The sequence below is a fragment of the Burkholderia sp. MSMB1826 genome (assembly GCF_001526325.1).
Lineage (GTDB): Bacteria > Pseudomonadota > Gammaproteobacteria > Burkholderiales > Burkholderiaceae > Burkholderia.
On record NZ_LOYN01000030.1, the window covers coordinates 58,198 to 80,732 of the forward strand.

The 22,535-nt window shown below is 67.5% G+C and carries 22 protein-coding genes; 3 read left to right on the top strand and 19 right to left on the bottom strand.

The window, feature by feature from the left end; all coding sequences use genetic code 11:
- Positions 1–64: 64 nt before the first annotated feature.
- The 6 genes from WS95_RS19715 to WS95_RS19740 form a co-directional block, all read right to left on the bottom strand.
- Positions 65–3,265, bottom strand: coding sequence for an error-prone DNA polymerase (locus WS95_RS19715; protein WP_059825159.1), 3,201 nt, complete (start codon positions 3,263–3,265; stop codon positions 65–67).
- 6 nt (positions 3,266–3,271) lie between these two features.
- Positions 3,272–4,759 (bottom strand): Y-family DNA polymerase, encoded by a 1,488-nt coding sequence (locus WS95_RS19720; protein WP_059825162.1) that lies wholly within the window; start codon positions 4,757–4,759, stop codon positions 3,272–3,274.
- Positions 4,692–5,399, bottom strand: coding sequence for a translesion DNA synthesis-associated protein ImuA (imuA, locus tag WS95_RS19725; protein ID WP_059825278.1), 708 nt, complete (start codon positions 5,397–5,399; stop codon positions 4,692–4,694). The genes WS95_RS19720 and imuA overlap by 68 nt, the downstream gene beginning before the upstream one ends.
- Before the next feature lie 338 nt (positions 5,400–5,737).
- Entirely contained in the window at positions 5,738–6,532 is a 795-nt protein-coding gene (locus tag WS95_RS19730; RefSeq protein ID WP_059825164.1) for an ABC transporter ATP-binding protein, read from the bottom strand.
- A gap of 1 nt (position 6,533) precedes the next feature.
- Complete coding sequence (locus tag WS95_RS19735; RefSeq protein ID WP_034208444.1) at positions 6,534–7,430, bottom strand: ABC transporter permease; 897 nt, start codon at positions 7,428–7,430, stop codon at positions 6,534–6,536.
- A 139-nt stretch (positions 7,431–7,569) separates the two neighbouring features.
- Entirely contained in the window at positions 7,570–8,535 is a 966-nt protein-coding gene (locus tag WS95_RS19740; protein WP_059825166.1) for an ABC transporter substrate-binding protein, read from the bottom strand.
- A 335-nt stretch (positions 8,536–8,870) separates the two neighbouring features.
- Here WS95_RS19740 and WS95_RS19745 point away from each other — a divergent pair, with 335 nt between their 5' ends.
- Positions 8,871–9,188: a VF_A0006 family four-cysteine protein gene (locus WS95_RS19745; protein WP_034208767.1), complete on the top strand. Its 318-nt coding sequence runs from the start codon at positions 8,871–8,873 to the stop codon at positions 9,186–9,188.
- An 87-nt stretch (positions 9,189–9,275) separates the two neighbouring features.
- Here the strand turns inward: WS95_RS19745 and WS95_RS19750 are convergent, their stop codons facing one another.
- Positions 9,276–10,091: a MetQ/NlpA family ABC transporter substrate-binding protein gene (locus tag WS95_RS19750; protein WP_059781436.1), complete on the bottom strand. Its 816-nt coding sequence runs from the start codon at positions 10,089–10,091 to the stop codon at positions 9,276–9,278.
- A gap of 226 nt (positions 10,092–10,317) precedes the next feature.
- Positions 10,318–11,955: a methyl-accepting chemotaxis protein gene (locus WS95_RS19755; protein WP_059825281.1), complete on the bottom strand. Its 1,638-nt coding sequence runs from the start codon at positions 11,953–11,955 to the stop codon at positions 10,318–10,320.
- A 240-nt stretch (positions 11,956–12,195) separates the two neighbouring features.
- On the opposite strand from WS95_RS19755, the gene WS95_RS19760 reads away from it, so the two are divergent.
- Positions 12,196–12,486, top strand: a complete 291-nt coding sequence (locus WS95_RS19760) for a YciI family protein (protein WP_012329263.1) — start codon at positions 12,196–12,198, stop codon at positions 12,484–12,486.
- A 141-nt stretch (positions 12,487–12,627) separates the two neighbouring features.
- Here WS95_RS19760 and WS95_RS19765 read toward each other — a convergent pair whose 3' ends face one another.
- The 5 genes from WS95_RS19765 to WS95_RS19785 are packed head-to-tail and all read right to left on the bottom strand — an operon-like array spanning position 12,628 to position 16,710.
- On the bottom strand, positions 12,628–13,245 hold the full coding sequence (locus tag WS95_RS19765; protein WP_034208447.1) for an SCO family protein: 618 nt from the start codon (positions 13,243–13,245) through the stop codon (positions 12,628–12,630).
- Between the two features lie 18 nt (positions 13,246–13,263).
- Positions 13,264–14,166: a heme o synthase gene (gene cyoE, locus WS95_RS19770; protein ID WP_006477738.1), complete on the bottom strand. Its 903-nt coding sequence runs from the start codon at positions 14,164–14,166 to the stop codon at positions 13,264–13,266.
- A gap of 8 nt (positions 14,167–14,174) precedes the next feature.
- On the bottom strand, positions 14,175–15,287 hold the full coding sequence (locus WS95_RS19775) for a COX15/CtaA family protein (protein ID WP_034208448.1): 1,113 nt from the start codon (positions 15,285–15,287) through the stop codon (positions 14,175–14,177).
- A 25-nt stretch (positions 15,288–15,312) separates the two neighbouring features.
- Entirely contained in the window at positions 15,313–15,939 is a 627-nt protein-coding gene (locus tag WS95_RS19780) for an SCO family protein (RefSeq protein ID WP_059825170.1), read from the bottom strand.
- 60 nt (positions 15,940–15,999) lie between these two features.
- The gene (locus tag WS95_RS19785) at positions 16,000–16,710 is read right to left on the bottom strand and encodes an SURF1 family protein (protein ID WP_034208450.1); all 711 of its coding nucleotides are present in this window, start codon (positions 16,708–16,710) and stop codon (positions 16,000–16,002) included.
- A gap of 84 nt (positions 16,711–16,794) precedes the next feature.
- Between WS95_RS19785 and WS95_RS19790 the strand changes: the two genes are divergently transcribed.
- Positions 16,795–17,004: a twin transmembrane helix small protein gene (locus WS95_RS19790; protein WP_006752055.1), complete on the top strand. Its 210-nt coding sequence runs from the start codon at positions 16,795–16,797 to the stop codon at positions 17,002–17,004.
- 182 nt (positions 17,005–17,186) lie between these two features.
- Here WS95_RS19790 and WS95_RS19795 read toward each other — a convergent pair whose 3' ends face one another.
- From WS95_RS19795 to coxB, 6 genes are all read right to left on the bottom strand, one after another.
- Entirely contained in the window at positions 17,187–18,044 is an 858-nt protein-coding gene (locus WS95_RS19795; RefSeq protein ID WP_034208451.1) for a cytochrome c oxidase subunit 3, read from the bottom strand.
- 157 nt (positions 18,045–18,201) lie between these two features.
- Entirely contained in the window at positions 18,202–18,402 is a 201-nt protein-coding gene (locus tag WS95_RS19800) for a DUF2970 domain-containing protein (protein WP_034208452.1), read from the bottom strand.
- Positions 18,403–18,418: 16 nt separating this feature from the next.
- Positions 18,419–19,030, bottom strand: coding sequence for a cytochrome c oxidase assembly protein (locus WS95_RS19805; RefSeq protein ID WP_034208453.1), 612 nt, complete (start codon positions 19,028–19,030; stop codon positions 18,419–18,421).
- A gap of 35 nt (positions 19,031–19,065) precedes the next feature.
- Entirely contained in the window at positions 19,066–19,206 is a 141-nt protein-coding gene (locus tag WS95_RS35375; RefSeq protein ID WP_006486385.1) for a cytochrome oxidase small assembly protein, read from the bottom strand.
- Between the two features lie 91 nt (positions 19,207–19,297).
- Positions 19,298–20,905, bottom strand: a complete 1,608-nt coding sequence (gene ctaD / locus WS95_RS19810) for a cytochrome c oxidase subunit I (RefSeq protein WP_006477731.1) — start codon at positions 20,903–20,905, stop codon at positions 19,298–19,300.
- A 43-nt stretch (positions 20,906–20,948) separates the two neighbouring features.
- Positions 20,949–22,535, bottom strand: coding sequence for a cytochrome c oxidase subunit II (coxB, locus tag WS95_RS19815; RefSeq protein WP_059825172.1), 1,587 nt, complete (start codon positions 22,533–22,535; stop codon positions 20,949–20,951).

Consider the following 22,535-nt stretch of genomic DNA (forward strand, 5'->3'; position numbering starts at 1 on the left):
CGACGTGCCGCTGGGCCGGCGATTCGCGTCAGGGAAGTCGGGCGGAAGTAGGGTCGGCGAAATATCAGTGGAATTCGCGGCTCGACGTGCGCAGGCCGCCGAGCAGCGGCGTCAGATCCTCGAAATGCTGCGCGACGAGGTGCCTCACGTCGCTCACGACCTGCCAGACCCCCGACGCCGCGAGCAATTGCGAATCGAGCGCCTCGCGACGCTGCCGCGCGAGCAGCTCGGGTCGGACGATCACGTTCACGCAGCCCGTTTCGTCCTCGAGCGTCATGAATATCACGCCTTTCGCGGTGCCCGGCATCTGCCGCGAGATCACGATCCCGCATGCGCGCGCGAGCCGGCCGTCGGGGCGATCGCGCAGCTCGGCCGCGGACGACAGCCGCCGCGCGCGCAGCCCCGGCCGCAGCAACGCGACGGGGTGGCGGTTCAGCGTGAGACCGGTGGTGTCGTAATCGGCGAGGATCTCGTCGGCTTCGGACGGCGCGCCGAGCGCGGGCTTCTCGGGTTCGTCGATCGGCGCGGCCGCGAGCAGGTCGCGTTCGGGCGCCGCGGCGACGGCCTGCCACAGCGCGTCGCGGCGATGGCCGGCGAGCGTCGCGAGCGCGTTCGCAGCCGCCAGCGCCTCGAGGTCGCGGCGTTCGAGTTGCGCGCGGCGCGCAAGCGCGTCGACGTTGTCGAACGGGCCGGCCGCGCGCGCGGCTTCGATCCGGCGCGCGGCGGCTTCGCCGAAGCCGCTCACGAGCGACAGGCCGAGCCGCACAGCCGGCTGGCCGTGTGGCGGCGGCTGGCCGGGCAGCGCTTCGAGCGATGCCTCCCAACCGCTTTGCGTCACGTCGATCGGCAGGACCTGCACGCCGTGGCGCTTTGCGTCCTGCACGAGTTGCGACGGCGGATAGAAACCCATCGGCTGGCTGTTCAGCAGCGCGGCGAGGAAGATCGCCGGTTCGTGGCATTTGAGCCAACTGCTCGCGTAGGCCAGTTTCGCAAAGCTCGCCGCATGGCTTTCGGGGAAGCCGTAATCGCCGAAGCCCTTGATCTGCTCGAAAATCTGCTCGGCGAAATCGGGCGGGTAGCCGCGTTCGCGCATCCCCTCGACGATCTTGACGTGATATTTCTCGAGATTGCCCTTGCGCTTCCATGCGGCCATCGCGCGACGCAGCCCGTCGGCCTCGCCGGCCGTGAAGCCCGCCGCGATCATCGCGATCTGCATCACCTGCTCCTGGAAGATCGGCACGCCCATGGTGCGTTCGAGCGCGGGTTTCAGGTCTTCCTTCGGGTAACTGACCTTTTCGAGTCCCTGCCGCCGCTTCAGATACGGGTGCACCGCGCCGCCCTGGATCGGCCCGGGCCGCACGATCGCCACCTCGATCACCAGGTCGTAATAAGTGCGCGGCCGCAGGCGTGGCAGCATCGACATCTGCGCGCGCGATTCGATCTGGAACACGCCGACCGTATCGGCGCGACAGATCATGTCGTAGGTCGCCTTGTCCTCCCGCGGAATGTGTTTCAGCGTGAACGGCTTGCCGTCCTTCGCCGGGCCGCGCCACGCGGTGCGCAGGTCGAACGCGCGATGCAGCGCCGACAGCATGCCGAGCGCGAGCACGTCGACCTTCATCAGCCCGAGCGCCTCGAGATCGTCCTTGTCCCACTGGATCACGCGCCGCCCGTCCATCGCCGCGTTCTCGACCGGCACGAGCCGCGTGAGCTTGCCGCGGCTGATCACGAAGCCGCCCGAATGCTGCGACAGGTGGCGCGGGAAATTGAGCAGCCGCCCCGCCAGTTCGGCCCATGCGCGAATCAGCGGCGTGTGGGGATCGAGCCCGGCCGTCGCGAATTTCTGCAGCAGATCGCGGCTGCCATCGAACCAGCGGTGCCCTTTCGCCACGCGATCGACCAGCATCGGATCGACGCCGAGCGCCTTGCCGACTTCGCGCAGCACGCCGCGCGGGCGATACGTCGAGACGGCGGCCGCCAGCGCGGCGCGATCATGTCCGTATTTTTCGTAGATATGCTGAATCACCTCTTCCCGACGCTGATGCTCGAAGTCGACGTCGATGTCGGGCGGCTCGCCGCGCTCCTCGCTGATGAAGCGCTCGAACAGCGTCGTGCTCTGGTCCGGATCGACCTCGGTGATGCCGAGGCAATAGCAGACCACCGAATTCGCGGCCGAGCCGCGGCCCTGGCACAGGATGTTCCGGCTGCGCGCGTACTTGACGATGTCGTAGACGGTCAGGAAGAACGGTTCGTAGTTCAGCTTCGCGATGAGCGCCAGTTCGTACCGGATCTGCTTCGCCACTTTTTCAGGCACGCCATTCCAGTAACGTCGAGCCACGCCCGCCCACGTCTCCTGTTTCAGGTAACTGGTCGGCGTATGTCCGCGCGGCACGAGTTCAAGGGGATACTCATACTTCAATTCGCCGAGAGAGAAATGGCAACCGTCGAGAATCGCGCAAGTCTCGGCGATCTCCGCCGGCGAAAACAGCTTCGCGATCCGGTTCCGCGCACGCAGATGCTGCTCCGCGTTCGGTGCGAGCGCATACCCGCATTCCGAAACCGGCATCCCAATGCGGATCGCCGTCATCACATCCTGCAACTTCTTGCACGAGCGCCTGTGCATCGTCACGTCGCCGAGCGCGACGACGCGCACGCCGCGCCGCGCGCCCACCTCGCGAATCTCGTCGCGCTGCGGGCCGTCCAGCGCACGCTGCAACTGCACGAGCCCGAGCCGCGCCCGCTCGCCGAACGTCGCGCGAAACCACGCAACCTGCGCATCGAGCACGTTTGCACGCACCGGATACGCGGGCACGAGGATCGCGAAGCACTCGGGCATACCGCGCAGATGGGCGAATGCCTCGGGCGGCCTTGACAGCATTTTCGACGTCAGCCGGTACGTACCCTTCGGCGCTTCCATCCGCCGCCACGAGATGAGCTCGGACAGGTTGCCGTAACCCTCGCGGTTCTGCGCGAGCAACACGAGCCCGAACGCGCCGGGGCCCGGATCGTAGCCGGGCGGCACATCGTCCGGCGTCACCTCGAAATACGAGCCGACGATCAGCGGCAATCCGGCCGCCTTCGCCGCGACATGCATCCGCGGCGCGCCCGCGAGCGAGCATTCGTCGGTGATCGCGATCCCGCGATAGCCGAGTTCCACGGCGCGCTCGACCAGTTCTTCCGCATGCGATGCGCCGTGCAGGAACGAAAAGTTCGAGCGACAGAACAGTTCCGCATAGTCCGGAAGCAACGTGTACTCGGTCGTCATCGCCGCTCACCCGAACAGGCCGTGCAGAAACCAATGCGGGTTCGCCTGGCTGCTCATGCGCTCCCTGAATATCCAGTAGCACGCGCCCTCTTCGTCCTGCGCAACGTAGTAATCGCGCTCGGCCGTTTGACCGTCGAACCACCCCGCCTCGATCCGCTCGGGCGACGACATCGTCCTGAGCGGCGTATGAAACACCGGCCGGTTCTCGCGCATCAGCAGCGGCAGCGGCTCCGCCAGCAGCCACGCCGGACGCGGCGGCACCGCCGGCGGCGCGCCCGCCGGCTTGCCGGCCTGCGCATCGAGCGACACCCAGCGGTTCGCCACCTCGGGCCGATGATCGGCCGCCGGTACCGCGCGCAGCACGCTCTCCGCGCCGAGCCGCGCGACCAGCAGCTCGAACAGGCGCGCGCGCGTCTCCTTCGTGCCGCCCGGCTCCGGGAACAGATCGTCGGCCGGCGGCGCGACCGATTCGACACGCGTGGCCTTCAGCCGCACCGCGATCACCGCGGCCGGCAGCTCGACGCGCGCGAGCCGTTCGCCGAGCAGCCGCATGAAATGCACCTCGTCGCGCACGGGCGCGGCGAACGCGAGCTCGAGCGGGGTCGGCGGCACGGCCTGACGGCCGCGCTCGTGCTCGAGCTCGAACGTCATCGCGGCCAGCGACAGTTGCCGCGCGGCCAGCCAGCCGCACAGCTGCACGACGAGCCGCCGCGCGGCGAACAGCACGGCTTCCGCGTATTCGACGCGCTCCGGCAATTCGAGCCGCACGTCGAACACCGGCGGCACCGCCATCCACGCGAGCGGCTCGACCGCGTCGCCGTACGCGCGATCGAGCGCGGCCAGCAGCGCGGGACCGCAGCGCCGCTGCAGCCCCGCGCGCGGCAGGCCGCGCAGATCGGCGAGCGTGCGGCAGCCGAGGCCGTCGAACCAGCCCGCATAGGGCCGTGCGTCGGGCAGCAGCACGCACGGCAGCCGATCGAGCGCGCGAACGAGCGACGCGTGCCCGGCGACCCGGCGCCGGATCCGTGCGCGAGACGACACGCGTGCGAGCAGCCACGCGCCGCCGCCGGTCGGCGCGGCGGACAGGCGCGCGGCATAGCCGAGCGCCGCGAGCGTCGCGCGCACTTGCCGGCACAGCGACGGCAGCCCGCCGAACAGCCGCAGGCTCGGACCGACGTCGACGATCAGCGTGGCTTCGTCGCCGAGCGCGACGCATGGCGAAAAGCGCAACAGCGCGAGCGCGACCGCACGCAGCGCATCGGCTTCGCGCGCGGGATCGCGCTCGACGAGGTGCGTGTCGGGCGCGAGCGTCAGCACGCCGCCGCGCTTCATGCCCGCACGCACGCCTTGCCGGCGCGCGACCGCGTCGGCGATCAGCACGGCGCCGTGTTCGAGCACCGCGCAGCCGGCGTCGACCGCCTCGCCGTCAGACGGCGGCGCGGCGCACACGTCGAGCGGCAGGCGCGGCAGATGGATGCCGAGCAAGACGCGCATAGCGGCTCTCCACGATCGGGGATGGCAGGTCGAGCTCAAGCGGCTCGCTGCGCGCGGGCCCGCGCCGCTTGACGATGTCGAGCGACACGCCGCCCGGCACCGGATACAGCGCGACCCGCAGCACCGCGGGCGACGGCTGCCGCGCGGCCGCCAGCGGACGCAGCATCACGAACAGCGTGTCGCCGGTGCGCGCGGCCGCGAGATGCAGGCGCCGCAGCGCATCGGGGCGCGCGTCCTGCCAGAGCAGCAAGGCCCCGCAGCAGCCCGCCTTGAGCGCCTGCTCGGCCGCCCACAGCGCATCCGTGCGGCTGCCGGCGCGCAGCCACAGCAGCGTATCGGCCGGCACGCCGAGACTGGCGAGTGCGCTTGCATGCGGCACCTGCGGCGGCGCGACGAGCGCGAGCGGCCGCCGTGCGCTGACGGTGCGCGCGAGCGCGGGCGCGAGCAAGCGCATCTCGCCGCAGCCCGGCTGCGCGGCCAGCAGCTCGACGAGCCCGCCGACCGGCCAGCCGCCGCCCGGCAATTCGGCGGACAGCGGCGCGAAGCCCGTGTCGATCGTGCGCAGACCGCCGCGCGCGAGCTGCGAGCCGCGCCACAGCGACGGATGAAGGGATTCGGGGGACAGGGATGAGGCGGACATCATGCGGCTCGATGCTGTATGGATATACAGTATAGAGGATCGCAACGGGCGCTGTCAGGCCTCAACAAAAAGGGACATGCAGATCGTCGGGAAGGCCGGGGAGGGCCGGAACGCACGCGTCCGCTGCTGCGAAGTCGAAGGCCGTGCCGACGCGACGGAACGGCCGTATTCCGCATACGAAAACGGACCGCTCGACCGACGCCAAACCTGCGCGCCGGCCGGGCAGCCCGGGCAGCCGTCCGGTCGATCAGCCCGGCTCAGCCTGAATCAGCCGGGATCCGGCGAAAGCAGCCGGGAACACCCGAGAGACCAGCCAAAACAGCCGAAAGCAACCCAATTCACCCCAGCAACAGCGCGTCGTCGTCGAGTTGCTCGTGCCGCACCTTCTCGAACATCTGCAGCAGGTCCGGCACATCGAGTCCGCGGCGCGCATCGCCCGACACGTCGAGCACGACCTGCCCCTGGTGCAGCATCACCGTGCGGTCGCCATAGTCGAGCGCCTGCCGCATGCTGTGCGTGACCATCATCGTCGTCAGCTTGCTCTCGGCGACGATGCGCGCGGTCAGCTCCAGCACGAACGCGGCCGTCTTCGGGTCGAGCGCGGCCGTGTGCTCGTCGAGCAGCAGGATACGCGACGGCCGCAACGACGCCATCAGCAGGCTCACGGCCTGCCGCTGGCCGCCCGACAGCAGCCCGATCCGGTCGGTCAGCCGGTTTTCCAGCCCCAGGTTCAGGAGCCGCAGCTTGTCGCGGAACAGCTCGCGCGACGGGCGATCGAGCGCGGCCCGGAAACCGCGCCGCACGCCGCGCGCCATCGCGAGCGCCATGTTCTCCTCGATCGTCAGCGCCTCGCAGGTGCCGGCCATCGGATCCTGGAACACGCGCGCGACGAGGTGCGCGCGGTCCCACGCGGCCTGGCGCGTCACATCCGCGCCGTCGATCGCGATGCGCCCCACATCGACGCGCTGATCGCCGCTGACCGCATTGAGGAAAGTCGACTTGCCGGCGCCGTTCGAGCCGATCACCGCGACGAACTGGCCGTCGGGAATCTCGAGCGACAGCCCGCGCAGCGCGCGCGTCTCGATCGGCGTGCCGGGATTGAACGTGAGTTTCAGGTCTTGTGCGGACAACATGTCATGCCCCTCCGTTCTTGCGCGCGAACAACTTCTTGCGCGTCGCCGGCAGCACCAGCGCGATCGTGACGAGCGCGGCCGTCACGAGGTTCAGGTCCTGCGCCTTCAGGCCGATGAATTCGCTGTTCAGCGCGAGCGCGATGAAGAAGCGGTAGACGATCGCGCCGAGCACGACGGCGAGCGTCGTCAGCACCAGCCGGCGTGCGGGCAGCAGCGTCTCGCCGATGATCACCGCGGCCAGCCCGATCACGATCGTGCCGATCCCCATCGAGATGTCCGAGCCGCCCTGCGTCTGCGCGAACAGCGCGCCCGCGAGCGCGACGAGCGCGTTCGACAGCGCCATTCCGGCGAGCGTCGCGCGACCGGTCGCGATGCCTTGCGCACGCGCCATCCGCGGATTCGCGCCGGTCGCGCGCATCGCGAGGCCGAGCTGCGACGAGAAGAACCAGTCGAGGCCGAGCTTCGCGACCACGACGACGATCGCGAGCAGCGCCGGGCGCAGCACGTAATCGGGCATCCAGTCGGGCTGCAGCACTGTGAACAGCGTCGGCTCGGTGATCAGCGGCACGTTCGGCCGGCCCATGATCCGCAGGTTCACCGAGTAGAGCGCGATCATCATCAGGATACTGGCGAGCAGATCCATGATCTTCAGGCGCACGTTCAGCCAGCCGGTGACGAAGCCGGCCAGCGCGCCCGCGACGATCGCGAGCAGCGTCGCGGAAAACGGGTCGTAGCCGGCCGAGATCAGCGTCGCGGCGACCGCGCCGCCGAGCGGAAAGCTGCCGTCGACGGTGAGGTCGGGGAAGTTGAGGATGCGAAACGAGATCAGCACCCCGAGGGCGACGAGGCTGAAGATCAGGCCGATCTCCAGGGCGCCCAGAAACGAGAACAGAGACATGATGGGGAAATCCTGTTGCTTCCCGGCCGGACGTGTACGGCCGGGCGAAGCGAACGGGCGGCCCGGGTGGGAGCCGCCCGTCCGGCGATGTCGTCGAGGCCCGGATCGGGCCTGCCAGCGCGGCGCTCGTGCCGCGGGCTTACTTGATGACCGTCTTCGCTTCCTTCACGAGATCCGGCGCCAGCGTGACGCCCTGCTTCGCGGCCGCGCCCGTATTGACGAACAGTTCGAGGTTGCTGCTCGTCTCCGACGCGATCGCGCCCGGCTTCTCGCCCTTCAGGATGCGCGCGACGACCTTGCCGGTCTGCCGGCCCAGATCGCCGTAATTGATGCCGAGCGCCGCGATGCCGCCGCGCTTCACGCTGTCGGTGTCGCCGGCGACGAGCGGAATCTTCGCTTCGTTCGCGACCTTCACCAGCGCTTCGTACGCGGACACGACGTTGTTGTCGGTGTTCGTGTAGATCACGTCGACCTTGCCGATCAGGCTCTTCGCGGCGGGGCCGATGTCGACGGTGCGCGGTGCGGCCGCTTCCTTCAGCGCCATTCCCTGCTTCGCGAGGAGCTCCTTGAGCTCCTTCACGACGACGACCGAATTCGCCTCGCCCGGGTTGTAGACCATGCCGACCGTCTTCGCATTCGGCACGACGCGCTTGATCAGTGCGACCTGGCGGTCGAGCGGCAGCTTGTCGGATACGCCCGTCACGTTGGTGCCCGACGGCCCCCAGCCCTTCACGAGCTGCGCGGCGACCGGATCGGTCACGCCCGAGTAGACGACCGGCACGCTCTTCGTCGCCGCGACGACCGACTGCGCGGCCGGTGTCGCGATCGCGACGATCACATCGGGCTTGTCGCCGACGAACTTGCGCGCGATCTGCGCGGCCGTGCCCGTGTTGCCCTGGGCGCTCTGGTATTCCCACTTGAGCTTGTCGTCGCCGTAACCTTGCGCCTTCAGTTCGGCGCGCACGCCGTCGCGGATCGCATCGAGCGCCGGATGATCGACGATCGACAGGACCTTGACCGTCTGCGCGTGCGCGACGCCAGCCAGCGCGAGTGCGGCGACGCCGGCCGTGATCGAACGGAGCGCGAAAGTCTTGAAACGATTCATGGGTGAGTCTCCCCCGTATTGTGTCGGTTCTGGATGATGGATTCCCGCCGCCGTCGGGCGGACGCCCGCCGCACGTGCGAGACGCGGGCGATCGGCCCGCGCACGCTCCGGGAAAGCGTGCGGCGGCGAACGCACGAGGATACCATTTCCGCAGACCACCGCCTGACTCCGCGCTTTCGCGCGAGCGGCCGATGCGCGGCGCCGCCGCGCCCCCATGAAATGCCTGGAAAGCCCGGCTGGCGGCGCTCCGCGCCGGTCCCGGCGCAACGCGCCAGCCGCGCTCGCGGCTTTACGTTATGCTGTCCGCCGACCCGATCCACACCATCGGAGGGGACATGAAACGAACGATTCGCGCGATCGCCTTCGCGGCCTTCGCCGCCGTCGCGCAGGCGCTGCCGGGCGCGGCATTCGCGCTGACCGACGGCAGCGCGCAATACGACGACTGCATGCTCAATGCGCTGCGCGAAAGCCGCAACGGCGCCGCCGCGCAGTTGATCCAGCGCTCGTGCGACGCGCTGTACCGCAACAACGCGATGCTGCTGCCGCGCGAGCGGCGCTATCACGAGTGCGTCGTGCAATCGTTGCCCGGCGTGCGCGACAACTATGCGATCCAGCAGATCATGGCGATCTGCTCGCGGCGCGGCGAGATGTAGGGCAGGCGCGCGCCTGCCGCGCCAATGAAAAAAGGGCCTGCGCGATGCAGGCCCTTTGCGTTCAGCGGTCCGACCGGTGAGCGGCGTTCAGAACGACGCGACCATCGAGCCCTTGAACTGCTTCTTGATGAATTCCTTCACTTCCGGCGACTGGTACGCCTTGACCAGCTTCTTCACCCACGGCTGATCCTTGTCCTTCGCGCGCACGGCGATCAGGTTCGCGTACGGGCTCGTCAGCGATTCGAGCGCGATCGCGTCCTTGGTCGGCTGCAGGTTCGCGGCGAGCGCGTAGTTCGTGTTGATCACGGCCGCGTCGACGTCCGACAGCACGCGCGGCAGTTGCGCGGCGTCGAGTTCGGAGATCTTCAGCTTCTTCGGGTTCTCGGCGATGTCGAGCACCGTTGCGTTGTTGCCGCCCGTGCCGGCGCCCGACTTCAGCTTGATCACGCCTTGCGTCTGCAGCAGCAGCAGCGCGCGGTTTTCGTTCGACGGATCGTTCGGCACCGCGAGCTTCGCGCCCTGCGGCAGATCCTTCAGCGACTTGAACTTCTTCGAGTACACGCCGATCGGCGAGATGTAGGTCAGGCCCGCGCTGACGAGCTTGTAGCCGCGCTGCTTCACCTGGCTGTCGAGGTAGGGCTGGTGCTGGAAGCTGTTCGCGTCGAGGTCGCCCGAATCGAGCGCCGCGTTCGGCTGCACGTAGTCGTTGAACTCGACGACCTTCACGTTCAGGCCTTCCTTCTCTTTCGCGACCTTCTGCACGACTTGCCACACTTCCGAATCCGGGCCGGCGACCGTGCCGACCTTGATCACCTTGTCTTCGGCGTGCGCGCCTGCCGACAGCGTCAGCGCGGCGCCGGTGGCCAGCACGGAAAATACCTTCAGGAGACTGCGACGCTTCATCTGTTTCTCGCTTGCTTGCTTACTTGAAATGGGGCGCGATACGGGTATGCCCCGACTCGCAGGAAGGGCCAAATGGTGTCACAGGATCGGCGGGAAGTGAAATACATCCCGCTCATATGGGTATGCACCCGCGCGGTGCCGGCGGCCGACGCACGAGTCGGCCGTTAGTTGCAGTTTTTCTTGGCGCATCGGTCCATCGACGCATCGGTCCATCGGCCGACACGCGTCACGCCGCCACCGTCTCGTCGGCCGCCTTCGCGCCGAAGGCCGGTTCGACCGCACGCGCACCGGCCCCGCGCGGCGCCGGGCCGCCGGTATTGCCGACCCGGAACGCGCCGACCGCATCGCGCAGCCGCGCGGCCTGTTCCTGCAGCGACGCGGCCGCCGCGGCAGCTTCCTCGACCAGCGCCGCGTTCTGCTGGGTCACCTGGTCCATCTGCGTGACCGCGCGCCCGACCTGCGTGATGCCGCTCGCCTGCTCCTCGGACGCCGCCGCGATCTCGCCCATGATGTCGGTCACGCGCGCGACCGCCTGCAGGATCTCGCCCATCGTCGTACCGGCCTGGCCGACCAGCGTCGAGCCGTTGCGCACGCGCTCGACCGAATCGACGATCAGCGCGCGGATCTCCTTCGCGGCCGTCGCGCTGCGCTGCGCGAGCGAGCGCACCTCACCCGCGACCACCGCGAAGCCGCGGCCTTGCTCGCCTGCGCGCGCGGCCTCGACCGCCGCGTTCAGCGCGAGGATGTTGGTCTGGAATGCGATGCCCTCGATCACGCCGATGATGTCGGCGATCTTGCGCGAGCTGTCGTCGATCTCGCCCATCGTGCCGATCACGCGGTTCACGACGTCGCTGCCCGTGCGCGCGATGTCCGACGCATTGTTCGCGAGCCCGCTCGCCTGCCGCGCGTTGTCGGCGTTCTGCTTCACCGTCGCGGTCAGTTGCTCCATGCTCGCGGCCGTTTCCTCGAGCGACGCGGCCTGCTCCTCGGTGCGCTGCGACAGGTCGTCGTTGCCGGCCGAGATCTGGCGGCTCGCCGACGCGATCGCTTCGGCCGACTGGCGAATCCCGCCGATCGTCGCCTGCAGCCGCACCTGCATGTCGTGCATCGCGGCCATCATGCTCGTGCGGTCGCCCGCGCGCACCGGCACCGGCTGCGTCAGGTCGCCCTGCGCGATGCGCGTCGCGAGCGCGGCCGCTTCGTCGGGCTCGCCGCCGAGGCTGCCGCGCACGTTGCGGATGATCACCAGCATCGCCGCGCTGATCACGAGGCCGATCACGAACACCACGGCCAGATGGCCGAGCAGCGTCCGGTAGTAAACGGTGTCGATGTCCTTCAGGAACACGCCGCTCGAGATGTTCCAGTCCCACGGCGCGAACCGCGTGACGTAGCTGATCTTCGGCACGGCCGTCTCGCTGTGCGGCAGCCGCCCGCGATATTCGGCGAAGCCGCTGCCGGTCGCCTTCGCCGCGTTCAGAATCGTCACGAACAGCGGCTTGCCGTCCGGATCGAGATAGTCGCCGACCTGCGTGTCGACGAGCTTCGGCAGCGTCGGATGCATCAGAACGACCGGCTTCGAATCCATCACGAACACGTAGCCCGAATCGCCGTAGCGCATCGCGGCGAGACGCGCGAGCGCGTCGCGCTTCGCGTCGGCCTCGGGCAGCGTGCCGTTCTGCACGAGCGTGTGATAGGCCTTCACGATGCCCGCCGCCGAGTCGACGAGATTCGCGATGCCGGCCTTGCGTTCGGCGAGCATCGTCGCGCGCGTCTCGTAGGCGCTCCATGCGCCGACGCCCAGGAGACCGATCCATACCAGCGCAAGCGCGAGCCACAGCTTGCGGTTCAAACTCATTCTGCTCATCTGCGTGCCTCTGTCGATGTCGAAGCATCCGACGCGCGAACGGCCTGCCGCGCGCAAACGGTTGCTCTTTCATTTACGGCAACGAGGCTTACATCTTGAATACGCGCGGCCGCGGCGAGCCGGCGATCGACAGGCACGGCGCCCGTCGCGAGGCCGCGCCGGCGCGACAGCCCGCGTCCGCTGTGCTAAAAAGACCGACCGGCCGGTGCGCGAAGCGCCGGCATCCTTCCAGGGCCATCCATGTACGTCATCGACATCCACTACACCGCGTCGCTCGAGCGCATCGACGACGCGCTCGAACGCCACCGCGCGTACCTGCAGCCGCAGTTCGACAAGGGCATCTTCATCGCGGCGGGGCCGAAGGTGCCGCGCGAAGGCGGCGTGATCCTCGCGGCCCGCATCGATCGCGACGCGCTCGACGCGATCCTCGAGACCGACCCGTTCGTCACCGAGGGGCTCGCCACGTATCGCGTGACGGAATTCCGGATCACGCGCGCCGCCTCCGGCTTCAACGTGCCGGCGCTGCCGTAACGCGGCTTCGGCGCCACGCGCGCGCATGCCGACGCGCCGCCCGGCGGGCAGCGCATGCGCACCACGATGAGAGAGGAAAAACGCGACGGCGCAGGACGGCCGTCACGCGACACGCCGGGCCGCTCGCCCGGCGGCTGCCGGTCAGTCGACCAGCAGCTTCAGGTCGTGGACCCACGGCGCCGGGCCCTGGCCGTCGCGCACGAACAGGCGCAGCTTGCCGTCGCGGTCGAACACGTAGCTCGCGGCCGTGTGATCCATCGTGTAGCTGCCGGGCGTCTTGCCGGGCACCTTCGCGTAGTACACGCGGAAATCCTTCGTGACCTTCTTGAGCTGCGCTTCGTCGGCCGGCCGCAGGCCGATGAACGACGGATCGAACGCGGGCACGTACTGGCCGAGCAGCGCCGGCGTGTCGCGCTCCGGATCGACGGTGACGAACAGCACCTGCACGCGTTTCGCGGCATCCGGCCCGAGCTGCTTCAGCGCTTCGGACAATTCGGCCATCGTGGTCGGGCACACGTCCGGGCAATGCGTATAGCCGAAGAACATCACGACCGCACGGCCCTTGAAGTCGGCGAGCGTGCGCACCTTGCCGGTCGTATCGGGCAGCGAGAAGTCGCTGCCGAACTGCGTGTTGCCGGTGATGTCGAGATTCTGGAATTTCGGCGCGTTGTCGCATCCGGCGAGCAGCAGCGCTGCCGTGAATGCGCACGCGAGCATCCAGCCTTGGCGCGCGCGGCGCCCGAACCGTGATGGGAGCATTGCGTTCAAACCGTGCGGTTACACGCCGAGCAGCGGGCGTGCATAGTGATCGACGAGCAGCGCCGCGAACAGCAGCGACAGATAGACGATCGAGTAGCGGAAGGCCTTGCGGGCGAGTTCGTCCGAATAGTCGCGATGGATCTTCCACGCATACGCGAGAAACACCGCGCCGAGCAGCACCGCGCTCGTCAGGTAGACGGCCCCGCTCATCCCGGAAATGAACGGCATCAGCGTGACCGCGAACAGGATCACCGTATACAGCAGGATGTGCAGGCGCGTGAACTTCTCGCCGTGCGTGACGGGCAGCATCGGCAGCCCGGCGTTCTCGTAATCCTTGCGGCGATAGAGCGCGAGCACCCAGAAATGCGGCGGCGTCCAGACGAAGATGATCAGCACGAGGATCCACGCGTCGCCCGGCACCGCGCCGGTGACCGCCGCCCACCCGAGCGCCGGCGGCATCGCGCCCGACGCGCCGCCGATCACGATGTTCTGCGGCGTCATCGGCTTGAGCAGCAGCGTGTAGATCACCGCGTAGCCGACGAACGTCGCGATCGTCAGCCACATCGTCAGCGGGTTCGTGAACGTATAGAGCGTCCATGCGCCGACGCTGCCGAGCACGGCCGAGAACAGCAGGATCTGCGGCGTCGTGATCTCGCCGCGCGCGGACGGGCGCCACGCGGTGCGGCGCATCATCGCGTCGATCTTCTGCTCGACGAGGCAGTTGATCGCGAACGCGGCGCCGGCCAGCAGCCAGATGCCGACGGTGCCGCCGATCAGCACATGCCACGGCACCATGCCCGGCGTCGCGAGGAACATGCCGATCACCGCGCAGAACACCGCGAGCTGCGTGACACGCGGCTTCGTCAGCGCCATGTACTGGGAAAAGCGGCTACCGGGCGATTGGGAGAGGGTGCTTTGCATGGGGGCGGTCACGCCGGGGCGGCGTCGCGCGCGGGCTGCGCGACACGGCCGGGGCGGCTTGAAAGGATGCGAAAGTTTAACATGACGACGAGCAGCAGCAGGATCGCGGCGCCGCCGTTGTGCGCGACCGCGACCGGCAGCGGCCACTGCAGCACGATGTTGGTCAGGCCCGTCACGAACTGCAGCAGGACGACCAGCAGCACGCCGTTCGCGGGCCGCCGCAGCGATGCGAAGCGGCGCATCTTCAGCGCGAACGCGACCAGATACGCGACCACGACGAACGCGAACGTGCGGTGCGTCCAGTGGATCGCGACCAGCGCGTCCTGCGTGATCGCGTCGCCGTCCTTCGTCATTCCGAGCGCGCGCCACAGGTGGAAGCCGTGCTGGAAATCCATCGGCGGAATCCACTGACCGTTGCAGGTCGGGAAGTCGGTGCACGCGAGCACCGCGTAGTTGGTGCTGACCCAGCCGCCGAGCGCGATCTGCACGACCAGCAGCACGAGCGCCGCGAGCGCGGCCGCCCGGTAGCGCCCGGCCTCCGGGTCATGCGACGGCAGCGGCGTCTGCCGCGCCGCGAGCCAGCCGAGCGTGCCGAGCAGCGTGAGGCCGAGCAGCAGGTGGATCGTGACGATCACGGGCTGCAGCTTCATCGTGACCGTCCATGCGCCGAACGCACCCTGCACGAGAATCAGCAGCAGCAGGCTCGTCGGCCACCACGGCGACACGTGCAGCGGGCGGCGGCGCAGCCGCGCGGCCCACGCGATCGCCACCTGCGCGATGATCAGCACGCCGATCGCCATCGCGAAATAACGATGGATCATCTCGATCCACGCCTTCGTCATGCTGACCGGCCCGGTTGGCATCGCCTGGTGCGCGGCCGTGATCGCCGCGTGCGCGATGAACGGCGACGACGTGCCGTAGCAGCCGGGCCAGTCGGGGCAGCCGAGCCCCGAATCGGTCAGCCGCGTGAAGCCGCCGAACATCACGAGGTCGAGGGTCAGGAACGTGGTGATCCACACGAGCTTGCGGAACTTGTCGTCGTCGGCCTTCACCCACACGTACGACAGCGGCAGCAGCGCGATGCACAGGCCGATCAGGCCGAGTTGCAGTAGATACGACATCGGAATGGTGCCTCGTTCTCTCGCCTCAACCGATGCTCGACCACTTCAGCAGCTTCGTCACGTCCGACTTGATCTTGCTGGGATTCGGGTCTTTCGGGAAACGCATCATCAGGTTGCCGTTCGGGTCGACCATGTAGATGTGGTCGGTGTCCTTCGTGCCGGCATCGGCCGGCAGCCACGCGGCCACCGCGGCCGGATCCGCGACGAGCCGGCGCGTGTCCGGATACGCGTCCAGCACCTTTTGCGGCGTCGCGCCCGCATCGCTGCGCAGCCACACCATCGTGATCCGGTGCCGCTCGCCCGCCTGCGTGACGCGGATCTGGCGCATGAAATAGAGCTTGCGCGCGCAGGCGTCGTCGCACGCGCTGCGGTCGGTCATCACGAACAGCCAGACGCCGCGCAGCGACGACAGCGGCACCGTCTTGCCGGTTTCGTCGGTGACCTGCAGATCCGCCGGGATCGGGCGCTGCGGCTCGATCAGCGTGCCGTAATTCGTCGACCCACCCTTCGGCTTGATCACGTAATAGGTGAAATACGACGCGATCATCGGTGCGGCGCACACGAGACCCAGCAGCACGAGCATCCAGCGGCCGCGCTTGCGGGCCGCGGCCGACATCGGCGCTGCGGCCGGACCTTGACGGGAAGATTGCATGGACAAATCAGACCTCTCGAAACGAACCCGCGGCGCCGGCGCCGCGTCCTGGCATGGCGCTCACGCGCCGGTCGACTTCTTCGCCGCACGCCGCGCGGCGTACAGGCCGAAGCCGAGCGCGGCCGCCGCCATCGCCCACCACTGAAACATATAACCGTAATTGCGCTCGACGCCGGTCGTCGCCGCCGGCCAGTCGCGCACGAGCTTGTCGCCGTCGTCGCTCGTCTGCTGGATCACGAACGGCTGCAGCGGCAGCCCGGTTTCCTTTGCATACGCGGCGACGTCGAGGTTCTGCCGGATCTTCTGGTGCGCGGCCGACCCGCCTTCGCCGAGCTCGAACGCGCGCGACGCATCGGCGCGCGCGATGCCGACGATCTCGACCTCGCCCGCCGGCGTCGCGAACGGCTCGATCGCCGTGCGATCGGCGATGTTGCGCGGCAGCCAGCCGCGGTTCACGAGCACGACGCCGCCGCCCGTGAGTTTAAACGGCATCACGACGTAAAAACCCGGCTGGTCGTTATACGGCCGATTGTCGAGGAACACCGCTTGCTCGGGCATGAAACGGCCTTTCGCCCGCACGCGGTGAAACTCGATCGACGCGAGCGGCACCGGCTGCGCGCCGAGATCGACCGGGGCCGCCTGCTCGTAGCGCGCGATGCTCGCCTGCAGCGCCTCCTTCTGGTGTGCGCGGTCGCGTTGCCAGAAACCGAGACGGATCGTGACGGCGACGACGACGAGGATCAGCAGCGCAGGCAGCCAGCGAATCTTCATCGTGCGGCCCGCCCGGCACGTGCGCGAAAGCGAAGTGCGATAATTATCCTCTTCCTTTCGAATTGCCGTCGTCCGGTTCGTGTCATGCACATACTCGTTCCCATCGCCTTCGTCCTCATCATTGCCAGCATGGGCTCGGCGCTCTACTTCATGATGCACGACCGCGGCCATACGAAGCGCATGGTCTGGTCGCTCGCCACCCGCGTCGGGTTGTCGGTGTCGCTGTTCCTGTTCATCCTGTTCGCAAACTGGATGGGCTGGATCCATTCGACCGGCCTGCCGATCGGACGTTGATGCCGTTGCCGCGCCGGCTGCCGCGACCGCTGTGACATTTCGCCGCACGGCCGCGCCACCAAGCAAAAGCGCCGCCTGACTGAGTCGCGGCGGCGCCGGGGCGGTGTCGGCCGCGGCTTCGCCGCCGCGCCCGCACACCAATGAAAACGGCCCGCGCATCGCTGCGCGGGCCGTTTTTCCATTTACAGCCAGTAGACGACGACGTACAGGCCGAGCCAGACGACGTCGACGAAGTGCCAGTACCACGCGGCGCCTTCGAACGCGAAGTGATGATCGGGCTTGAAGTGGCCGCGGATCATCCGCACCAGCACCACCGCGAGCATCGTGCCGCCGAGGAACACGTGGAAGCCGTGGAAGCCGGTCAGCAGGAAGAACGTCGAACCGTACACGCCCGAGTTCAGCGTCAGGTTCAGTTCGTTGTACGCGTGGTAGTACTCGAAGCCCTGCAGGAACAGGAAGCAGATCCCGAACACGAGCGTCGCGGCCAGCCATGCAATCGCCTTCTTGCGATGATCGTCGCGCAGCGCGTGGTGCGAGATCGTCAGCGTCACGCCCGACGACAGCAGCAGCGCGGTGTTCAGCGTCGGGATCGGCCACGGGCCCATCGTCTTGAAGTGACCGGCGAGCGCGGCGGGGCCTTCGTTCGGCCACACGGCGGAGAAGTCCGGCCAGATCAGCTTGTAGTCGAGGCTGCCGAGCTGGTGCAGCGCGATTTCACGCGCATAGAACAGCGCGCCGAAGAACGCGCCGAAGAACATGACTTCGGAGAAGATGAACCAGCTCATGCTCCAGCGGTACGACTTGTCGACGTTCTTGCCGTAATGACCGCCTTCCGATTCGGCGATCGCGTCGCCGAACCAGTGATACAGCGTGAAGAGCAACCACAGCAGGCCGAGCAGCGCCGTAAACGGCGCCCAGTCGTGACCGTTGATCCACAGCGCTACCGACCCCAGCATGACCAGCAGGCCGATGGCCGCGCTGATCGGATGCTGCGACGGATGCGGCACGAAATAGTACGGGGTCTGGTTTTGACCGCTCATGCTTGATTCTCCACTTCAGTCCAATTTGTGTACCGGAAACCGCTCCGGCTTTATTTCTTGCGCGGCGAGACCGCCGCCGCTCTTTCCTGCACGCCGCGCCGTGGCGCCGCGCACTGCATTCTTTCGTGGCCGCTAGCCGCTAGCCACGCCGCGCGCCTCAGCCCACGACGGCACGCACGATCAGGATCAGCACGCCGATGAACACGCCGGCCGCGATCAACGCGACGATCAGCACGTGCAGCGGATTGAGCTGCGTCGCATCGGCCTCCAGGTCGCGCCGCTTGCGCACCCCGAAGAACGACCACAGCACCGCTCTCAACGCCTGTCCGAACGTCCCGCTCCGCTTGATCTCCGTCATCGCCCCGCCTCCGTCTTCATGCGTCCGGCTTCGCCGCACCCTGCGCCGCCGCCGTGCTGCGCTGCGCCGGTGCCGGCGTGGCCGGGGTATTCAGCTCGAAGAACGTGTACGACAGCGTGATCGTCTTCACGTCCTTCGGCAATTTCGGGTCGATCACGAACACCACCGGCATCTTGCGCGACTCGTTCGCGGTCAGCGTCTGCTGCGTGAAGCAAAAGCACTCGATCTTCTTGAAGAACTCCGTCGCCTGCTTCGGCGCGTAGCTCGGAATCGCCTGCGCGACGACCGGCCGGCCCTGCCCGTTCGTCACGTCGTACACGATCGTCGTCAGCTCGCCCGGATGCACGTCGAGGCTGTTGTGCTCCGGCTTGAACCCGAGCGGCCCGCGTGCGTTCGCATCGAACTCGACCGACACCGTGCGGCTATAGTCGACCTGCGAGTTCTTCACCTCGCGCTCGCTGACATCGCGCTGCACCAGGTTGTTGATGCCGGTGATCTGGCAGATCGCCCGATACATCGGGATCAGCGCGAAGCCGAAACCGAACATCAGCCCGGCCACGACGAAGAGCTTCACCAGCATCGAACGATTGAACGCCCGATCCACGGCGCCCTCTTCCGGCTTCGACATACGACGACTTCCTCGCTACTGCGTCAATTACTGCATCAGTGGGTGGACAGCCACCACTGCTTGATCACGACACCCACAAAAAAAACGGCGGCGATGACGAGCAGGGTGAGGCCGAGCCGCTTGTTGCCCGCGCGGATCTGCTCGGGCGTTCGTCTTTCTTGTGGATTCCGGGTCATCTGCAACTTCGCTGAAACTTCGCTGATCCATCGATTCGGCGCCCGCCGCGCCTGCCTGCGCGGCAGGCAGCGGCGGAACGCCGGGTGACACTTATTCGACGTGCGGCGGTTGCTCGAACGTGTGGAAGGGAGCCGGGCTCGGCACCGTCCACTCGAGGCCCGTCGCGCCGTCCCACGGCTTGTCCGACGCCTTCTCCAGCTCGCCGCCGCCACGATAGGCCGGCAGCGCGACCGCGAACAGGAAGTACACCTGCGCGAGGCCGAAGCCGAATGCGCCGATCGTCGCCACCTGGTTGAAGTCCGTGAACTGCGCCGGGTAGTCCGCATAGCGGCGCGGCATGCCCGCGAGACCGACGAAGTGCATCGGGAAGAACGTCAGGTTGAAGAAGATCATCGACGCCCAGAAGTGGATCTTGCCGCGCGTCTCGTTGTACATCCAGCCCGTCCACTTCGGCGCCCAGTAGTACCAGCCCGAGAACAGCGCGAACAGCGAGCCGGCCACCAGCACGTAGTGGAAGTGCGCGACCACGAAGTAGGTGCCGTGATACTGGATGTCGAGCGGCGCCATCGCGAGCATCAGGCCCGTCAGGCCGCCGAACGTGAACACGAACAGGAAGCCGATCGCGAACAGCATCGGCGTTTCGAACGTCATCGAGCCGCGCCACATCGTCGCGAGCCAGTTGAACACCTTCACGCCCGTCGGCACCGCGATCAGCATCGTCGCGTACATGAAGAACAGCTGGCCGGTGACCGGCATGCCCGTGGCGAACATGTGGTGCGCCCAGACCATGAACGACAGGATCGCGATCGACGCCGTCGCGTACACCATCGAGCTGTAGCCGAACAGCGTCTTGCGCGCGAACGCCGGGATCACCTGCGACACGATCCCGAACGCCGGCAGAATCATGATGTACACCTCGGGGTGGCCGAAGAACCAGAAGATGTGCTGGTACATCACCGGGTCGCCGCCGCCTGCCGCGTTGAAGAACGACGTGCCGAAGTGGCGGTCGAACAGCACCATCGTGATCGCGCCCGCCAAGACCGGCATCACGGCGATCAGCAGGTAAGCGGTGATCAGCCACGTCCACGCGAACATCGGCATCTTCATCAGCGTCATGCCCGGTGCGCGCATGTTCAGGATCGTCACGACGATGTTGATCCCGCCCATGATCGACGACGCGCCCATGATGTGGACCGCGAAGATCGCGAAGTCCATGCCCGGGCCCATCTGCGTCGACAGCGGTGCGTACAGCGTCCAGCCGGCGGCCGTCGCGCCGCCCGGCGCGAAGAACGAGCCGACCAGCAGCACGGCCGCGACCGGCAGCAGCCAGAAGCTGAAGTTGTTCATCCGCGCGAACGCCATGTCGGATGCGCCGATCTGCAGCGGAATCATCCAGTTCGCGAAGCCGACGAAGGCCGGCATGATCGCGCCGAACACCATGATCAGGCCGTGCATCGTCGTGAGTTCGTTGAAGAACTCCGGACGCATGATCTGCAGGCCCGGCTCGAACAGCTCGGCACGGATGCCGAGCGCCATCACGCCGCCCGACAGGAACATGATGAACGAGAACAGCAGGTACAGCGTACCGATGTCCTTGTGGTTGGTGGCGAACAGCCAGCGACGCCAGCCGTGCGGGGCTTCGTGCGCGTGGTCGTCGTGCGCGTGGTCCGCGGCTACGTCGTGCCCGATGCTAGACATGAGAATCTCCTAATGCGAATACGTCGACTAACTCAGCGACACGTCAAGCCGCCGGGCCGATCTCGACACGCCGGGCTTCCTTCGCGTCAGCCCCGCCCGTGATCGTTTCCGGCTTTTTGAGAATGATGTGGTCTTCCGCCACGCCTGCTGCCTTCAGCGCATCGCGCACGGCCTGGGCCCGATGCTTCGCCAGTTCGGCGTTCGCGTCGGCCGAGCCGGTCTTGTCGGTGAAGCCCGACAGCGCGAGCTTCGCGTCCGGATGCGCCTTCGCATAGTCGACCGCGGCGGCGATCGCCGCCTTCGCGTCGGCCGGCAGCACGCTCTTGCCCGTCTCGAAGTAGATCGTCGACAGCGCGGCCGATGCCGCTGCCGCCGGCTGCTCGGCGCCCGACGCGGCTTGCGCCGATGCCGAAGCCGCTTCTGCCGGTGCCGCGCCCGCGGTGTCTTCCGGCATCTTGCCGTTGCGTGCGTCAGCCACTTGCTTCGGCTGCAGCAGGTCGTTCTTGTGGTTGCCCCACGAGTTGCGTTCGTACGTGACGACCGAAGCGATGTCGAGGTCCGACAGCGATGCCCACGACGGCATCGCGCCCTTGCCGTGCAGCACGCGCTCGACGTGGGCCGCGATCGGGCCGTTCACGATCGGGCTGCCGTCCATCGCCGGGAACGCGCCGAGGCCCTTGCCGTTCACCTGGTGGCAGGCCGCGCAGTTCGCCTTGTAGACTTCCTCGCCGTGCGCGACGAGTTCGGCCATCGTGTAGACCTTGTTCGGATCGACCGCCGCGCTGGCGAGCTTCGCCTTCTGCGCGGTGACCCACTTCGCGTAGTCGTCTTCCGACAGCACTTCGACGACGACCGGCATGTACGCGTGTTCCTTGCCGCACAGCTCGGTACAGAAACCGCGGAACGTGCCGACCTTGTCGGCCTTGAACCACGTGTCGCGCACGAAGCCGGGGATCGCATCCTGCTTCACGCCGAACGCGGGCACGTACCACGAGTGGACGACGTCGTTCGCGGTCGTGATGATGCGGATCTTCTTGTTGACCGGCACGACGAGCGGATTGTCGACTTCCTGCAGATAGGTGTCGGTGATCGGCTTCTTGCCCATCACTTCGTCGCGCGGGGTGGTCAGCGTCGACAGGAAGCCGATGCCCTCGCCCGGGCCCTTCACGTAGTCGTAGCCCCACTTCCACTGGTAGCCGGTGACCTTGATCGTGAGATCGGCGTTCGTCGTGTCCTTCATCGCGACGACGGCCTTCGTCGCCGGCAGCGCCATCAGCACGACGATGACGAACGGCACGATCGTCCAGATGATCTCGACGGTCGTGCTTTCATGGAAATTGGCGGCCTTGTGGCCCTTGGATTTGCGGTGCGCGAAGATCGAATAGAACATCACGCCGAACACGCCGACGAAGATCACCGTACAGAGGATCAGCATCATCGTGTGGAGATCGTAGAGCTCCTCGGCGATTTTCGTGACCGGCGGCTGAAAGTTGATCTCGTTGACACGGGGGCCGCCCGGGCTATCACCGACCGCCAGGGCCGCACCGGCAAAGAGCAATCCGCTGCATGCCAGCACGCCCGCGAGGGCTCGCTTGATTGTTTTCATAGCATCCTTACCCAAAATTTCCAT

What these genes read in the sequence shown, in the direction of transcription:
- WS95_RS19730 (WP_059825164.1), bottom strand. Translation starts at nt 6,532, where the DNA reads ATGTTGTCCGCACAAGACCTGAAACTCACGTTCAATCCCGGCACGCCG.
- WS95_RS19755 (WP_059825281.1), bottom strand. Translation starts at nt 11,955, where the DNA reads ATGAGCAGAATGAGTTTGAACCGCAAGCTGTGGCTCGCGCTTGCGCTG.
- WS95_RS19805 (WP_034208453.1), bottom strand. Translation starts at nt 19,030, where the DNA reads ATGTCGAAGCCGGAAGAGGGCGCCGTGGATCGGGCGTTCAATCGTTCG.
- WS95_RS19765 (WP_034208447.1), bottom strand. Translation starts at nt 13,245, where the DNA reads ATGCTCCCATCACGGTTCGGGCGCCGCGCGCGCCAAGGCTGGATGCTC.
- cyoE (WP_006477738.1), bottom strand. Translation starts at nt 14,166, where the DNA reads ATGCAAAGCACCCTCTCCCAATCGCCCGGTAGCCGCTTTTCCCAGTAC.
- WS95_RS19785 (WP_034208450.1), bottom strand. Translation starts at nt 16,710, where the DNA reads ATGAAGATTCGCTGGCTGCCTGCGCTGCTGATCCTCGTCGTCGTCGCC.
- WS95_RS19775 (WP_034208448.1), bottom strand. Translation starts at nt 15,287, where the DNA reads ATGTCGTATCTACTGCAACTCGGCCTGATCGGCCTGTGCATCGCGCTG.
- WS95_RS19715 (WP_059825159.1), bottom strand. Translation starts at nt 3,265, where the DNA reads ATGACGACCGAGTACACGTTGCTTCCGGACTATGCGGAACTGTTCTGT.
- WS95_RS19740 (WP_059825166.1), bottom strand. Translation starts at nt 8,535, where the DNA reads ATGAATCGTTTCAAGACTTTCGCGCTCCGTTCGATCACGGCCGGCGTC.
- WS95_RS19745 (WP_034208767.1), top strand. Translation starts at nt 8,871, where the DNA reads ATGAAACGAACGATTCGCGCGATCGCCTTCGCGGCCTTCGCCGCCGTC.
- imuA (WP_059825278.1), bottom strand. Translation starts at nt 5,399, where the DNA reads ATGTCCGCCTCATCCCTGTCCCCCGAATCCCTTCATCCGTCGCTGTGG.
- WS95_RS19750 (WP_059781436.1), bottom strand. Translation starts at nt 10,091, where the DNA reads ATGAAGCGTCGCAGTCTCCTGAAGGTATTTTCCGTGCTGGCCACCGGC.
- ctaD (WP_006477731.1), bottom strand. Translation starts at nt 20,905, where the DNA reads ATGTCTAGCATCGGGCACGACGTAGCCGCGGACCACGCGCACGACGAC.
- WS95_RS19720 (WP_059825162.1), bottom strand. Translation starts at nt 4,759, where the DNA reads ATGCGCGTCTTGCTCGGCATCCATCTGCCGCGCCTGCCGCTCGACGTG.
- WS95_RS19800 (WP_034208452.1), bottom strand. Translation starts at nt 18,402, where the DNA reads ATGACGGAGATCAAGCGGAGCGGGACGTTCGGACAGGCGTTGAGAGCG.
- WS95_RS35375 (WP_006486385.1), bottom strand. Translation starts at nt 19,206, where the DNA reads ATGACCCGGAATCCACAAGAAAGACGAACGCCCGAGCAGATCCGCGCG.
- WS95_RS19735 (WP_034208444.1), bottom strand. Translation starts at nt 7,430, where the DNA reads ATGTCTCTGTTCTCGTTTCTGGGCGCCCTGGAGATCGGCCTGATCTTC.
- WS95_RS19795 (WP_034208451.1), bottom strand. Translation starts at nt 18,044, where the DNA reads ATGAGCGGTCAAAACCAGACCCCGTACTATTTCGTGCCGCATCCGTCG.
- WS95_RS19790 (WP_006752055.1), top strand. Translation starts at nt 16,795, where the DNA reads ATGCACATACTCGTTCCCATCGCCTTCGTCCTCATCATTGCCAGCATG.
- WS95_RS19760 (WP_012329263.1), top strand. Translation starts at nt 12,196, where the DNA reads ATGTACGTCATCGACATCCACTACACCGCGTCGCTCGAGCGCATCGAC.
- WS95_RS19780 (WP_059825170.1), bottom strand. Translation starts at nt 15,939, where the DNA reads ATGCAATCTTCCCGTCAAGGTCCGGCCGCAGCGCCGATGTCGGCCGCG.
- coxB (WP_059825172.1), bottom strand. Translation starts at nt 22,535, where the DNA reads ATGGAAATTTTGGGTAAGGATGCTATGAAAACAATCAAGCGAGCCCTC.